The sequence below is a fragment of the Kangiella japonica genome, from assembly GCF_039523535.1.
GTDB classification, from domain to species: domain Bacteria; phylum Pseudomonadota; class Gammaproteobacteria; order Enterobacterales; family Kangiellaceae; genus Kangiella; species Kangiella japonica.
The window spans coordinates 15,338-29,647 of record NZ_BAAAFM010000003.1 but is presented as its reverse complement, the minus strand read 5'-3'; the positions used below and the strand labels follow the sequence as shown (position 1 = coordinate 29,647).

The following is a 14,310-nucleotide window of genomic DNA, read 5'->3' as shown; positions in this document are numbered from 1 at the left end:
TCTGATCTGTGACGACTGACAAATTAATAGGATATTAAGCTTGATTTTAACGCGCATGAGAATTATTCTCATTTGGGTGTTTGGTTTATACAATACGAACAATAATAGATTGAAGGAAAAGTAACATGATTAATTATCTAATTAATGCTTGGCTCGATAAAAGGCAGCCATATTTAGAACTGGTCGAGCAGGGCAGTGGGCAGGTCGTTAGGCGTTGGCAAGGACGTCGTTTGCAGGAATTGTTTAATTCTGGCTTGATTAGCTATCAAGAGTTGCAGACTAGTAGCCAAACTCAGCTCAAAAAGTTGGTAAAGACTTTGATCTTGGAGGTAACGTGTGAGGAGTTGTGTGGGCGCTGTTTATATCAGCGCTGACACTTGTAGTTGCTTAGCGGTATCAATCTCGTCTTTGCTATTCGTCTTTCACCTCAAGCTCAGCGACAAAGTTTTCATCCGCTTGGGCGAGGTTGGCACGATTGACAAGGTGACAAAATAATTCAGCGGTCTTGGTCGCATCATATAAAGCAGAATGAGCTTCTTTTTGACTGAAAGTTATTTCAGCACGTTTACAGGCCTGTGCTAAGACGGTGTGTCCAAGCATTAGGGCTGAAAGTGATGCCGTGTCGAAACTAGTGAAAGGGTGGAATGGGTTGCGCTTAATATTAGCACGCTCAACGGCAGCGTTAAGGAAACTTTGATCGAACCAAGCGTTATGCCCCACTAAGACACAGCGATTACACTCGGCTTCTTTTTGTTCATTGCGTAATTCTTTAAATATAGATTTAAGTGCTTCGCTTTCATCAACCGCATTGCGCAGTGGGTTACTCGGATCGATTCCGGTGAACTCCAGTGCGCGTTGCTCGATGTTTGCCCCTTCAAACGGCTCGACGTTAAAGTGGTAGCTTTTGTATACTTCAAGTAGTCCGTCGTCGTTATATCGAGTAGTGACGGCTGCAATTTCGAGCAAGGCGTCAGTTTGGGCGTTAAAGCCGCCTGTTTCGACGTCGACCACAACAGGGTAAAAGCCACGGAATCGAGCGTTAAGGGGCAAGTTGAGCATGTATATTCCTTAGCTTATAGGTCTGCTTTTAGCTTCCACTGAATCATATCTTCGGCGCAAAATGGAACTAATTTATCGTTGCCTAGCGTTAAGTGTTTCGGCATTTGCCATTCTTCTTTAACTAGGGTGATTTTTTGTTCATTGCGCGGTAGGCCGTAGAAATCTGGGCCATGGAAACTTGCGAATCCTTCAAGTCGATCAAGCTTGTCCACCATTTCGAAAGCTTCGGCATACAGCTCGATGGCGGCGTTGGCGGTGTAAACACCGGCACAACCACAAGCGGATTCTTTTTTGCTTTTGGCGTGTGGGGCGCTATCAGTGCCTAAGAAAAATTTAGGTGAACCTGACGTCGCTGCAACTAAAAGCGCGGCTTGGTGTTCTTGGCGCTTCAAAATCGGCAGACAGTATAGGTGTGGGCGGATACCGCCAACTAACATGTCATTACGATTGCGCAATAAATGGTGAGCAGTGATGGTGGCCGCGACGTTTGGGCCTTGCTCGTTAACGAATTCTACGGCGTCTCGAGTCGTGATATGTTCTAAAACGACTTTAAGGTCTGGGAACTGTTTGACTACGGGCGCTAGTTTTGTGTCGATAAACACCTTTTCACGATCAAAGATATCAATCTCAGCATCAGTCACTTCGCCATGAACTAATAGTGGCATACCAAGCTCAGCCATCTTTTCGAAGACTGGGTAAGCGTTTTCAATATCGGTTAAGCCGGAGTCTGAGTTTGTAGTCGCACCGGCTGGGTAAAGCTTACAGGCTTTAACGAAACCACTATTTACCGCCGCTATTATATCTTCCGGGCTTGTATTGTCGGTTAAATACAGAGTCATTAAAGGCTCAAAGTCCATGCTCTCAGTGGTGTGACGCATAATGGCCTGACGGTATTCGTCCGCTTGTTCCACGTTGGTCACAGGTGGGACTAGGTTTGGCATAACGATCGCACGCGCGAATTGTTTAGCAGCGTCTTTTACCGTGTGCTGCAGGGCCGCGCCAGAACGAAGGTGAATGTGCCAGTCGTCTGGACGAGTAATGGTCAATTTTTGCATATTTATCTCTGCCGGTGCTTTTAAGCAGTAAACCTCTATAACACGAAGCTTTAGAGGTGTTCGTTAGATGGCCCGATAATACGGGTTTACCTAAAACTATTAATTTAGTTTAATGGCGCGACATTATACGCAAGTCCATACAGTAACTAAACCCTGTTTAGTAAGAGAACATTTCTGGAGACATCATGAGATTACTACATACCATGCTACGAGTTGGCAATTTAGACGAATCGATCAAGTTTTACCGAGACATTATGGGCATGAAGCTTTTGCGTCAGCATGACTATGAATCTGGTCGCTTCACGCTAGCTTTCTTGGGTTACGGTGAGGAAAAAGACAACACTGTGCTTGAGTTGACTCATAACTGGGATACGGACAGCTATGAGAAAGGCGAGGGATTTGGTCATATCGCCATTGCTGTTGATGACGTTTATGCCGCTTGTGAGAAGATTCGTGACGCTGGCGGCACTATCGTACGCGAGCCTGGCCCTATGAAACATGGCACGACGGTGTTAGCTTTTGTCGAAGATCCAGATGGTTATAAGATTGAATTGTTAGAAGATAAACATAATGCTGCTGACTAGTTCAGCAGTGTTGCCTTAGGTTAAACTCACAATGAGAACTGGCTGCAAGTGCCATGTATGTCGACTGTCGAGACGATGATAACAACCCAATAGCGGATATTTCGGTGAGTCGCATCAATATCAGCGCGCACTATCAATCTGATGCTTGGCGAGTGGGGTTTGGTACCGAGTATCGTCAACATAAAGATGATGTTGCCTCGAGTGAAAAGCAAACTCCTTCTGCTTGGATAGGGCAGTTTTCCATAGGGTATCAACTGAATAAAGATACTAGCTTAGGTTTCTTTGTTGATAATTTGTTTGATGAAGAGTATTTTACTTCAGCAGACGATATCGTTCCTTACGCTGAGGGGCGGGATTTTGGGTTAACCTTTAAAAAACATTGGTAGAACTATGCCTCAAGGTGTCAAAACAGTACTCGTAATTAATTTACTTATCATGTTGGTGTCTGGCTGGGCACTCTTTAATATGTATACGGAAACAGGCGCGGAGATTCTCATTGCCTTCGCAACCTGGTCTTTGTTTGGCACTTTGGCCTTCGCTCAAGTTGTATTACTCAGCAGAATTCGTAAAGCCTGGGGGATGTTAAGAGCCTTAATTTACGTGGTGGCACTGCTACAAGCTTTAACTACGATGGTGCTGACTAAAGACTTCTTTTCTTTATGGGGTGTTTTAATCTTTTTCGGTTCACTATTTGTTGTTATTTATTTGATTGGCTTTCGTGGCTACTTAAATAGCGATGGCTTTAAACAGTGGCTGATCAAATAAAGTGAAAACTTCATTACTTTGAAATTCCTATCGAGGTCATTGATGAGTTCTTTTGGCCTCGTTTAAAGATTAAAATAACTAATCAACTTTCGCGGTTCCCATACAAAATATCCTGCAACTCCCTCTTGATAAAAGGCTTGGTCGGAGTAGTATTAAGACACGCCCTTTAGTGGTTTTTATACGAACTCTTTTTCTTCGTTGTTAGGGTTGTTTAAACCTTATTTGACGAGAAGTGCCTGAGAATAAAGGAGGTGGTTAATGGAGTTCCTCGATCCTGTGCTACTCGCAAGGATACAGTTTGCATTTACTATTGCATTTCATATTGTCTTTCCTGGCCTGTCCATTGGTCTAGCTGCTTATCTTGCTGTATTAGAAGCCCTATGGCTTAAAACTAATAAAAAAATCTATCTGAATGCTTTTAAGTATTGGTTGAAAATCTTTTCCATCATATTTGGTATGGGCGTGGTTTCAGGCGTCGTAATGAGTTATCAAATTGGCACAAATTGGAGCGTCTTTTCGGATAAGACCGGCCCCATTTTAGGTCCATTGATGGGGTATGAAGTGCTATCAGCCTTTTTCCTCGAAGCCGGCTTTTTAGGCGTGATGCTGTTTGGCATGAATAAAGTCGGTAAAAAACTCCACTTTTTCGCAACGCTGATGGTTTCGCTTGGCACCTTGATGTCTGCGTTTTGGATCTTAAGTGTTAATAGTTGGATGCAAACCCCTGCAGGTTATGGTTATAACGACGTGGGGCAGTTTATTCCTGTGGATTGGTTTGAGGTGGTATTCAATCCATCATTCCCGTATCGCCTTGCTCATATGGTGACAGCGGCCTTTTTAAGCACAGCATTTCTTGTCGGTGGTGTTGCCGCATGGCACTTGCTCAAGGAACGTAAAGAAAAGGCTAAAAACGAAACGGCTCGCTTAATGTTTTCGATGGCTATGTGGATGGCGGCTATCGTAGCGCCTATACAGCTATTCATCGGTGATTTACACGGCTTAAACACGCTGCAACACCAGCCAGCGAAAGTGGCCGCGATGGAAGGAAACTACCAAACCCAAAAAGGTGCCCCGTTATTATTGTTCGGTATTCCGAATGATGAAGAAGAGCGCGTCGATTACGCCATTGGAATCCCCAAATTGGCGAGCTTTATATTGACCCATGACTTTGATGGTGAGCTGGTTGGGTTAGATCAGTTTGCGAAAGAGGATAGGCCGAACACTAAGTGGGTGTTCTATAGCTTCCGTGTGATGGTGGCTATTGGGATGGGTATGATAGCTATTGGCCTATTTAGTCTATTCTTACGTTGGCGAGGCAACCTTTACGATAATCGGTTTATTCACAAAATCGCAGTTTGGTTTGCACCATCAGGCATTGTGGCAACCATTGCAGGGTGGATAGTGACTGAAGTAGGGCGCCAACCCTACACGGTTTATGGTTTATTGCGAACCTATGATTCAAACTCACCATTAGATACCCCCGCTGTGGCTACGTCATTAGTGATGTTTATCGTGGTGTACTTTTTGGTATTTGGTACCGGCATTGTTTATACCCTACGTCTAATGAGCGTACGTCCTGGCGAACGCGGTAAGTTAGCGGATGAAGAGAGTAAGGTGAAATCACCTGTAACGCTGTCGAACCGCCTGCCGCATGAGCAAAGCAAAGAAGGGGAGAAGTAGTCATGGTTGATTATGCATTAATTTGGGCTGGCTTAATTGCTTTTGCCGTTCTTGCTTACATTATTCTCGACGGCTTCGATCTCGGTATCGGCATCATGTTCCCCTTCATTAAAAAGACCGAAGATAAAGAAACTGCGATGAATACCATAGCTCCAATATGGGATGGTAATGAAACATGGTTGGTATTAGGGGGTGGCGGTTTGTTTGCCGTGTTCCCATTAGCCTATTCTATTATTTTGCCTGCACTCTATATGCCCATTATTTTGATGTTGCTAGGGCTTATTTTCCGAGGTGTCGCTTTTGAATTTCACTGGCGTGCTAGAAAGTCGCAACACTTGTGGGATAAAGGGTTCGCTATTGGCTCCTTTGTTGCAGCTTTTTGTCAGGGGATTGCGCTAGGAGCATTGGTTCAGGGCATCGCGGTAGAAGGCCGAGCCTACGCTGGCGGTTGGTGGGATTGGTTAACGCCCTTCAGTGTGACCACTGGAATTGCGCTAGTTGTGGGTTACGTTTTGCTCGGATCCACCTGGCTCAACATGAAAACCTCCGGTAGCCTGCAAAAGCAATCTCGTGGTATCGCTAAAATAGCCGCTATTGCTACATTTGGTTTTATCGGTGTGATCAGTTTATGGATGGTGTTTATCGAACAACAGTATCTCCACCGTTGGTTTGACGCGCCTAATATCTACTACCTGTTCGTGGTTCCTGTGTTGGTGCTAGTTGTTGGTATTAGCCTCTTTGTGACGCTCAAAAGAAAGCGCGATGTCAGCCCTTTTTTACTATCCATTTCGTTATTCTTACTGAGCTATATTGGCTTAGCAATTAGCTTCTTCCCAAATTTAGTTCCACCATCGATCAGTTTATGGGAAGCCGCAGCCCCAGAGTCTAGTTTAAAGTTCTTATTGGTTGGCTCTGCTTTCTTATTACCGATAATCATTGCCTATACAACTTATGCCTATTGGGTCTTTAGAGGAAAAGTTAAAGAAGGAGAGGCGTATCATTAATGACTGATGAGCAACCTAAAAAAATAGAGGACAAGCCCGGCTGGCAAAAAGCCCTATGGTTCGTTGGCTTGTGGTTATTAGGGGTTCTGACGATCAGTGTCATAGGACTGATCGTCAAGTCAGTCTTAGGTTAGCCTAAATTCGTTTCTTGATAGGTCGCCTGGTTACGACCTTTATCCTTGGATTGGTACAAAGCCTGATCAGCATTTTCTATAATGGCATTTTTTATATCGTCGATGTTCAATGTTGCATAACTGTCATCGAGGAAAACACTGGTTGCGCCGACGCTGATTGTGACGACATCACTCGTCTCCGAGCTTTGGTGAGGCAGGTTCAAGTCCACAATTGCTTTATTAACCCGCTCAGCAGCCATCATAACTTCTTTCTGATCCGTGCTCGGTGCAATTACCGCAAACTCTTCGCCACCATAACGCGCGACTAGATCCGTCTTACGAGCAAAACTTTTTTTAATGCAATTAGCAATGCTTTGTATACAGTGATCACCCTCGAGGTGACCGTAGGTATCGTTATAAGCTTTAAAGTGATCGATATCGAGCATTATTAATGCTACGTTGTCTTGATTCCTGAGAGCTCGATAGATTTCTTTTTCAAAAACTTCATCAAAGCGGCTTCTATTTGCTATTTGTGTCAGTGGGTCCAGTCCAGATAGCTTTCTTAACAGTTTATTCTTTTCTTCAAGCTCTATACCACGCCGGTTTATGTTCTCAGTGCGCTCTTCAACTTGTGCTTCAAGCTCTAAATAACGGCCATGCAACTTAATAAATTCCCTCGAACGGAAGTGGTTCTGGTATTTGCTAACCCATAAATTATAAAGTTTGCTATAAAGAGCAGGTAAAAAGCCTTGGCTAGTCACGTTGATCAATAGTAACTGATAGATTCTATTGCTGTTATCAAAATTATTGCTAACTTTAACTTCTAAAATATAGTTACCCGAAGGAAGTGAGTTAAAATGAATTAGGTTACCGCTAACAGGTAAAAACTCATCGGTTAAACCCAGTAAACGATAGTGATAATGGCAAGAGTCTTTGGCCCAATGCCAAAAACTTCCCAACCAAATCCGCAGCTCCCAACGCCCAGTTTTTAACTCTAAAATATTGTTATCGTGTTTGTAGTCAGCTGAACTGGATAATGTGAAAACCGTTGGAATAGGTGCGCAAACACGAGCTTTTAAGTCCGCATAATTCACAGAAGCTATAAAGTCATTGAGGCCACATAGTAATTTTTCTGGGGATACTTTGAGTAAGCTACGACTGGTTGTGAACTCCCAATAAGTTTCGCTAGGAAAGTTATCTAAGCGAAAAGAAAGTTCTTGTTTATCAATATTGTAAATTTTCAAACCATCCGACGCCCCAGTAATCAATTCTTTATCGCTATACCAAGCACAAGCCCAGCCAGCTACTGAGTTTTCAACATCCATGGTCAAAATAGATTGATAACTGCTATCAAGGATAACCACAAAACTATCAGCTGTTATGGCAATTTGACCCTGTTGATTAATGTCAATGCCATAGACATTGGCCACATTCTTGTTGAGTGCGACCTCATGGATCTTAAACGATGGGGTTTGGGTGCTCGAAGTTTGCAGTGACCATAATCCTCTGCCAAGTGTCCCTATAAGGAAACTATTCGGGCTTACCTGATAAATGGTATAGACGTATCCTAGAGGACGTTGCTCATTATCGAGGATTGGGTTGATAGTATCAGCGTCATTATCTAACCAATAAAGCCCAGAAATTGAGCCTAATAAGGTGTAATCATCAGTAAACTGAAGGCAACGACAGGGACCTGTTGTTTTATAGTGTAGCGTTTGGCTTCCACTGCTGGTGATTTTCATGAGCCCATGTTGAGTAGCGCACCAGTAATCCCCTTGATGCTTTTGGATATCCCAAGCTGGGTGTGACTTCAGTTCTGGAATGGTCGAGAGCAATGTTTGGTTATTGATATCGAAAAGGTAACTCTGCTCAGAACCGCCTACGATGCAGACGTCTGGATTGTCTTTATCAACTCTAAGAGATAGAACTGAGTTTGACTGATTATGTGACAAAATACTGAGGTGTTCTCTTAAGCCGCTTATCTTGATGAGCCCCTTGCGCTCGCTAGCGAGCCAAAGGTTTTCATCATCATCAATTTTAAGATCGTTAATAGCGACATTATCAAGCACCGTTTCGATATTGCTAACCGTGTTTTCCTCAAGCGTGATTTTTACTAGTCTATTTGAGGTAGCCAGAAAGAATGCACTTTCAAAAATACACGCTGTTACTGGAGAGTGGAGCTCCGGAGGAAGCTCAATCACATCGAGTAAGTTAAAATCTCCGTCAAGTAACAGTACTTTGGTTTTCAGCAGCACCCAAGAACTTAATAAGCTTCGGCCTAACTTAATAATGCCATCTTCACCTAATGTCGTGCTTGTAAGGTAGGGTGTAAGCTCGCCGTTTGAAAAAAGCCACAAGCCAGAAGCATTGCTGTGTATTAGACAGTCACCAGAGTGGTTGCTGATGATATGGTTGATAACTTCGCCGTACAAAAAATGCTCTTCTAGCTTTAACGTTTCTCCGAGAAACGAATACAGCAAAAGCCCTTTAGCGGTTGCTAGTAAGTAAAAGTCTTTTTTAAACTCAATGGCTTTTTGGCACCAACCACAGCCAATTTCAGTGGTGTCGATGGTGAAAATATCTTTGCCTTCAGGTGTTATATGGTTAACGCCTTTATCCGAAGCAACCAGCCCGCCATAACTTGAGCGAGAAGTGCTTCTTAAGCCATGTGTCAACAATCCCGTCGAACGGTCTAGAACCCTAAAGTTATCGCCATAGTAAATAATTAGGCCGTTAGGTGTAGAAATAAAAATAATATTATTGTTGATCGTGATGTGGTGTAACTGATTTGTGGGGAAGTTTTCAGAGCGACCAAAGTATTCCACCAGTGGAATAGAATCCAGTGTTAAAAGCTGCTTTTTGGAATTACTTGGGTTCAATTAACTATTTTCGCCATCGTTACAATCATCGATTAATGAATAACTTAACTTAATAAGTTAGCTTTGACTAGTGCCGCAGGTATTGGGAGGGGAGCGCCGTAGCTGTGATAAAGTTTGTGAATAAAGGTGAGTTAGGATTGGTTTACTGCTTATGATACAAAGGAATCATCTTGGTGTAGCATGACACAAACATTTAAAAGCTTGGGGGCGATAAATGAATCAGCTCATCGAAAAAGACATTTCCTGCCCTTATTGTGGGGAAACCATCACTGTATTGATCGATGACTCAGTGCCACATCAGGAGTACATTGAAGACTGTCAGGTCTGCTGTCGCCCGATTGAATTTGTTGTTTCTGTTATGGATAGAGAGGTTAAGGTAGAGATTAGCACAGATCGCTAACTAAGAAGCTAAGGAAAGACGCGCCAAGTATCCAAGGTAGCTAATCAGTCGTGAAGAAAGTTGATTCGATTTAAATAATACTTCAAAATCCCTTCTGGAAATATAAAACTAAGGGGAAATTTCATGGAAATAGTACAAAAGAAAGGAAGCGTTAAGCATACCTTTACTTTGCACGATAACTACTTCAACTTTGCATTTAATGACAAGTCTGGTTCTGACGATGTCGATATTAATTATGCCGATTTACCTAAAAAAAGCTCTATCCAAATTGAGGAAAATGAGTGGTTGCGAAATGTGGGCTACTTGTGGATGGTGCTTGGGCTAGGTAGTTCAATTTATAAATATTTCACTGGTAACGTTTTTGCAGGATCATTTTGGTTTTGGATTGGACTTGGATGTGTTCTTTTCGCCACTTATTCAAAGATTAAGTACACCGTTTTTAAGACTGAAAAAGGAAGTATCTTTATAATTCAGGATGACAAGCATGGTTATTTAGTGAATGAGCTGAAAGAGCGTCGACTAAATCAGCTTAGAAGTTGGTATGCTGATATTAACCCTGAAAATGATCTTGAGACCGAAATTGGCAAATTTGAGTGGTTAGGGCAACAAGGCGCTCTATCAAAAGAAGAGGTAGGTAATAAAATTGCACAAGTTCAAATGCTACACAATCAAAATGTCTCTTCTGAAACGTTGAACTAATGGTTATTAGCTTAAAGAGACATTTTTGAATGCTGCTCAAGCTTCGTCATTAAAAGCCGCAAACACTTCTTCGCCGGTCATCATTTTGGTTTGATTAGCGAAATCGTAATAACTTGGCTTTTCTTCCACAAAGATTTGGGTGGTAAACTCTGCATCTTCTAGATTATCAAATAAGCCCGCAGGCATGATGTATTGCTTAGTTTCTTTGAGTTTGTAGAAGAGGTGGGTGCCACAATTATTACAGAACCCTCGCTCGGCCCAGTCAGATGAGTTGTATGTTGAAATATACTGAGAGCCTTGGAAGTTAACTTGAGTCCCGCAATCTATCGCCAGGAAAGGCCCTCCGGACCATTTTCGGCACATTGAGCAGTGGCAGGAGTCTACGTGGGCTTTAACCTCAGGGGCGGTTACACTAACGTTTTTGCAGAGACATTTTGCCTTAAGAGTTTTAGTCGACATACCGTATTCCCTCGGATATTTGCCTAAAACTATAAAATTACACCTAGCGCTTTCAAAATCAAGGTTTTTAACCACCAACCCCTTGCATATTTCGCTAATTCCACCATAATCGACCACTTGCCTGAGTTTTTGTCAAAACCCCTGTAATGCATTGGGGTTAGAGGCTTTTGGCGATAGAATACGAATTCATTTAATCATTCATTGAATAATAGGCCATTCGTAGGGCTTATATTCGAACAGAGAGATTTGCAATGCCTGTAATTACTTTACCTGACGGTAGTCAACGCGAGTTTGATAACCCTGTTTCTGTACACGACGTAGCGCACGATATTGGCCCTGGTTTAGCCAAAGCTGCTTTAGCTGGAAAAGTCGATGGTAAGCTGGTTGATACCAGTTACGTGATGGATACCGATTCACAGCTAGCCATCATCACTGAGCGTGATGAAGAAGGTTTAGAGGTTATCCGCCATTCTGCGGCGCACTTGTTAGCACAAGCAGTACAGCGCCTTTTCGATAACGTCCAAGTTACCATTGGTCCTGTGATTGATAATGGTTTCTATTACGACTTTGCGACAGAAAAACCGTTTACAGAAGATGACTTGCGAGCGATTGAAAAAGAGATGGAAAAAATCGCTAAAGAAAACCTACAGGTAGAGCGTACCGAGATGGAACGTGATGACGCCGTTAATTTTTTCCGTGACATGGGTGAAGAGTACAAGGCTGAAATCATCGAGTCGATACCAAGTGACGAAGCGTTATCGCTTTACCGCCAAGGTGAGTTCATTGACTTATGTCGTGGCCCTCACGTGCCGAGCACTTCTAAGCTTAAAGCGTTTAAGTTGATGAAGGTTGCTGGTGCTTATTGGCGCGGCGACTCTAACAATGAAATGCTTCAACGAATTTATGGTACTGCTTGGACTAACAAGAAAGAATTGAAAGCTTACTTAAGACGTTTAGAAGAAGCAGAAAAGCGTGATCACCGCAAAATCGGTAAGGCACTAGACCTGTTTCACCTGCAAGAAGAAGCGCCAGGCATGATCTTCTGGCACGATAAGGGCTGGACGATTTATAAAACACTTGAGCAGTATATTCGTGATCGCTTAAAAGAGCATGATTACCAAGAAGTGAAAACACCACAGATCGTTGATCGCAGCTTGTGGGAAAAGTCGGGGCACTGGGATAAGTTTGGCGATGATATGTTCACGCTAGAGTCGGATCAACGCGATTACGCGATTAAGCCTATGAACTGCCCGTGTCACGTACAGATTTATAACGCAGGCCTAAAAAGCTACCGTGATTTGCCACTTCGAATGGCGGAGTTTGGCTCGTGTCACCGTAATGAACCATCGGGTGCATTGCATGGCATCATGCGTTTGCGTAACTTTGTACAGGATGATGCGCACATCTTCTGTACCGAAGATCAGATCCAAGACGAAGTATCGATGTTTATCGAAATGCTTTACGACGTATACCGCGACTTTGGATTTACTGACGTCATTGTTAAATTATCAACACGTCCAGAGCAGCGCGTAGGCTCGGATGAAGTGTGGGATAAAGCAGAAGCTGCTTTAGCTGATGCTTTAAAAGCGAACAATATAGAGTTTGAATATCAGCCTGGTGAAGGTGCTTTTTATGGCCCTAAGCTTGAGTTCACACTGAGAGATTGCTTAGAGCGTCATTGGCAGTGTGGTACCATTCAAGTGGACTTCTCGATGCCGGGTCGCTTAGGCGCGGAATATGTTGCCGAGAGTGGTGAACGTGAAGTTCCGGTGATGTTACACCGTGCAATTTTGGGTTCATTAGAGCGATTTATCGGTATTTTAATCGAAGAATACGCTGGAAAGTTCCCAGCGTGGTTAGCGCCAACGCAGGCCGTAATTATGAATATTACGGACAAACAGTCCGATTTTTGTACAAAAACAGTCGATTATTTGAAAAATAAGGGCTTTAGAGTCAATTCGGACTTGAGAAATGAGAAGATCGGCTTTAAAATTCGCGAGCAGACATTAGCACGTGTTCCGTTCTTACTAGTAGTCGGAGACCGTGAAGTTGAAAATGGCCAGGTCGCAGTTCGTACACGAGAGGGTGAGGACTTAGGAACCATGACCATTGATGCCTTTGCAGAGTTGCTTGAGACAGAAATAGCAAAACGAGCAAGGAAAAGTGAAGCAAAGGCAGAATAATTTGACTTGATTTTAACCAATTAGAGGATTAGACACATTAAAAAAGGTCAAAAGCGCGATGATAGACAGCGCATAAACGAAAATATTCGATCGAAAGAAGTTCGCTTAATTAAAGCTGACGGTGAAAACGTTGGTGTGGTGGATACAAGAGATGCCTTAGAGCAAGCTCAGGAAGCTAAGTTGGACTTAGTAGAAGTATCACCAGATGCGAATCCTCCAGTCTGTAAAATTATGGACTTTGGTAAATATTTGTTTGAGCAGAAAAAAGCGAAAGCTGCTGCTAAAAAGAAGCAAAAGGTTACCCAAGTTAAAGAAATTAAGTTTCGCCCAGGGACGGATATAGGGGACTATAAGGTAAAACTACGCAACCTTATACGTTTCTTGGAAGATGGGGACAAGACGAAGATCACTGTCCGCTTCCGTGGTCGTGAGATGGCGCACCAAGAACTCGGAATGGAGTTGTTGAAGCGTGTCGAAAAAGACCTGGAAGAGTACGGTTCAGTTGAGCAACGTCCGTCAATGGAAGGTCGTCAAATGACGATGGTGATTGCCCCCAACAAAAGGAAGTAATTGAGCTTTCGGTTTTGCCTTCGGGGTTGAACTGAACAGAAGTCCGCAAGGCGCTTACTTTACTTCAAAGGTTGGATAAATCGGCTTAACGGCTGGCTTATCCGTTTTATTAACTCATCATGAGCTCCAGACGACTGCCGGTTCTTTTAAAGAGTACTTTAAAAAATGCCTAAGCAGTGGCCATGACAGTAATCAATGCGAGTATTATACTATGCCAAAGATGAAAACTGACCGCGGTGCTTCGAAGCGTTTCAAAAAAACTGCTTCGGGTCGTTATAAGCACAAACAATCACACTTGCGTCACATCCTGACCAAGAAGTCCACTAAGCGTAAGCGTCATTTGCGCCACGGCAAGCTAGTTGATGCCGCGGATACAAAGCAAATCGATCGTATGCTTCCAAACGGTTAATGGGTGAGGATTAAGAGATGGCAAGAGTAAAACGCGGCGTGACAGCTCACGCACGTCACAAGAAAGTTTTAAAGCAGGCTAAAGGTTATTACGGTGCACGTAGTCGTGTTTATCGTGTAGCTAAGCAAGCTGTTATTAAAGCAGGTCAATACGCTTACCGTGACCGTCGTCAACGTAAACGTCAATTCCGTTCTTTATGGATTGCACGTATCAACGCTGAAGCACGTACACACGGTTTGTCTTATAGCCGCTTTATCAATGGTTTGAAGAAGTCAAACATTGAAGTTGATCGTAAAATGCTAGCAGAATTAGCAGTTTTTGATAAAGTAGCTTTTGCTGCTTTTGCAGACCAAGCTAAATCTGCCCTAGACGCTTAATCTAAGCACTCTGTTCTTTGGTTTGATACTAAATTAAAGAAGAGCATTTGTTGTCGAGATTGTTACTACGATTT

At 43.1% G+C, this 14,310-nt stretch carries 17 protein-coding genes; 13 read left to right on the top strand and 4 right to left on the bottom strand.

Translation table 11 applies throughout. The features are described 5' to 3' along the window. Positions 1-125 precede the first annotated feature (125 nt). Entirely contained in the window at positions 126-374 is a 249-nt protein-coding gene (locus ABD128_RS03610; RefSeq protein ID WP_227592915.1) for a hypothetical protein, read from the top strand. Positions 375-411: 37 nt separating this feature from the next. Here ABD128_RS03610 and rnt read toward each other — a convergent pair whose 3' ends face one another. Beyond that, on the bottom strand, positions 412-1,059 hold the full coding sequence (gene rnt, locus ABD128_RS03605) for a ribonuclease T (RefSeq protein WP_343986672.1): 648 nt from the start codon (positions 1,057-1,059) through the stop codon (positions 412-414). A 14-nt stretch (positions 1,060-1,073) separates the two neighbouring features. Beyond that, positions 1,074-2,114 (bottom strand): dihydroorotase, encoded by a 1,041-nt coding sequence (gene pyrC, locus ABD128_RS03600; RefSeq protein WP_343986669.1) that lies wholly within the window; start codon positions 2,112-2,114, stop codon positions 1,074-1,076. Between the two features lie 185 nt (positions 2,115-2,299). Here pyrC and gloA point away from each other — a divergent pair, with 185 nt between their 5' ends. From gloA to ABD128_RS03570, 6 genes are all read left to right on the top strand, one after another. Then, positions 2,300-2,698, top strand: coding sequence for a lactoylglutathione lyase (gene gloA / locus ABD128_RS03595; RefSeq protein ID WP_343986665.1), 399 nt, complete (start codon positions 2,300-2,302; stop codon positions 2,696-2,698). A 53-nt stretch (positions 2,699-2,751) separates the two neighbouring features. Next, entirely contained in the window at positions 2,752-3,084 is a 333-nt protein-coding gene (locus tag ABD128_RS03590; RefSeq protein WP_343986662.1) for a hypothetical protein, read from the top strand. A gap of 4 nt (positions 3,085-3,088) precedes the next feature. After that, the gene (locus ABD128_RS03585) at positions 3,089-3,463 is read left to right on the top strand and encodes a hypothetical protein (protein WP_343986660.1); all 375 of its coding nucleotides are present in this window, start codon (positions 3,089-3,091) and stop codon (positions 3,461-3,463) included. 258 nt (positions 3,464-3,721) lie between these two features. Then, on the top strand, positions 3,722-5,143 hold the full coding sequence (locus ABD128_RS03580) for a cytochrome ubiquinol oxidase subunit I (RefSeq protein WP_343986657.1): 1,422 nt from the start codon (positions 3,722-3,724) through the stop codon (positions 5,141-5,143). Between the two features lie 2 nt (positions 5,144-5,145). Then, positions 5,146-6,147 (top strand): cytochrome d ubiquinol oxidase subunit II, encoded by a 1,002-nt coding sequence (gene cydB / locus ABD128_RS03575; protein ID WP_343986654.1) that lies wholly within the window; start codon positions 5,146-5,148, stop codon positions 6,145-6,147. After that, positions 6,147-6,281 carry a DUF2474 domain-containing protein gene (locus ABD128_RS03570; RefSeq protein ID WP_343986651.1) on the top strand — a complete coding sequence of 45 codons (135 nt, stop codon included), beginning with the start codon at positions 6,147-6,149 and terminating at the stop codon, positions 6,279-6,281. Before cydB ends, ABD128_RS03570 begins: the two co-directional genes overlap by 1 nt. Here the strand turns inward: ABD128_RS03570 and ABD128_RS03565 are convergent. Beyond that, positions 6,278-9,139, bottom strand: coding sequence for a ligand-binding sensor domain-containing diguanylate cyclase (locus ABD128_RS03565; RefSeq protein WP_343986649.1), 2,862 nt, complete (start codon positions 9,137-9,139; stop codon positions 6,278-6,280). The two genes, ABD128_RS03570 and ABD128_RS03565, sit on opposite strands and share 4 nt — an antisense overlap. A gap of 214 nt (positions 9,140-9,353) precedes the next feature. Between ABD128_RS03565 and ABD128_RS03560 the strand changes: the two genes are divergently transcribed. Continuing rightward, complete coding sequence (locus tag ABD128_RS03560; RefSeq protein ID WP_343986647.1) at positions 9,354-9,539, top strand: CPXCG motif-containing cysteine-rich protein; 186 nt, start codon at positions 9,354-9,356, stop codon at positions 9,537-9,539. A 123-nt stretch (positions 9,540-9,662) separates the two neighbouring features. Further along, a complete protein-coding gene (locus ABD128_RS03555) occupies positions 9,663-10,238 on the top strand; it encodes a hypothetical protein (protein WP_343986644.1) in 576 nt (191 codons plus the stop codon). Positions 10,239-10,274: 36 nt separating this feature from the next. Here ABD128_RS03555 and ABD128_RS03550 read toward each other — a convergent pair whose 3' ends face one another. After that, positions 10,275-10,697: a GFA family protein gene (locus tag ABD128_RS03550; RefSeq protein WP_343986641.1), complete on the bottom strand. Its 423-nt coding sequence runs from the start codon at positions 10,695-10,697 to the stop codon at positions 10,275-10,277. A 251-nt stretch (positions 10,698-10,948) separates the two neighbouring features. Between ABD128_RS03550 and thrS the strand changes: the two genes are divergently transcribed. From thrS to rplT, 4 genes are all read left to right on the top strand, one after another. Further along, the gene (gene thrS, locus ABD128_RS03545) at positions 10,949-12,880 is read left to right on the top strand and encodes a threonine--tRNA ligase (RefSeq protein WP_343986638.1); all 1,932 of its coding nucleotides are present in this window, start codon (positions 10,949-10,951) and stop codon (positions 12,878-12,880) included. 36 nt (positions 12,881-12,916) lie between these two features. Beyond that, positions 12,917-13,450 carry a translation initiation factor IF-3 gene (infC, locus tag ABD128_RS03540; protein WP_343989341.1) on the top strand — a complete coding sequence of 178 codons (534 nt, stop codon included), beginning with the start codon at positions 12,917-12,919 and terminating at the stop codon, positions 13,448-13,450. Between the two features lie 211 nt (positions 13,451-13,661). Further along, complete coding sequence (gene rpmI, locus ABD128_RS03535; protein ID WP_046560874.1) at positions 13,662-13,859, top strand: 50S ribosomal protein L35; 198 nt, start codon at positions 13,662-13,664, stop codon at positions 13,857-13,859. Between the two features lie 17 nt (positions 13,860-13,876). Continuing rightward, on the top strand, positions 13,877-14,236 hold the full coding sequence (gene rplT, locus ABD128_RS03530; protein ID WP_343986634.1) for a 50S ribosomal protein L20: 360 nt from the start codon (positions 13,877-13,879) through the stop codon (positions 14,234-14,236). The last annotated feature ends 74 nt before the right edge of the window (positions 14,237-14,310 follow it).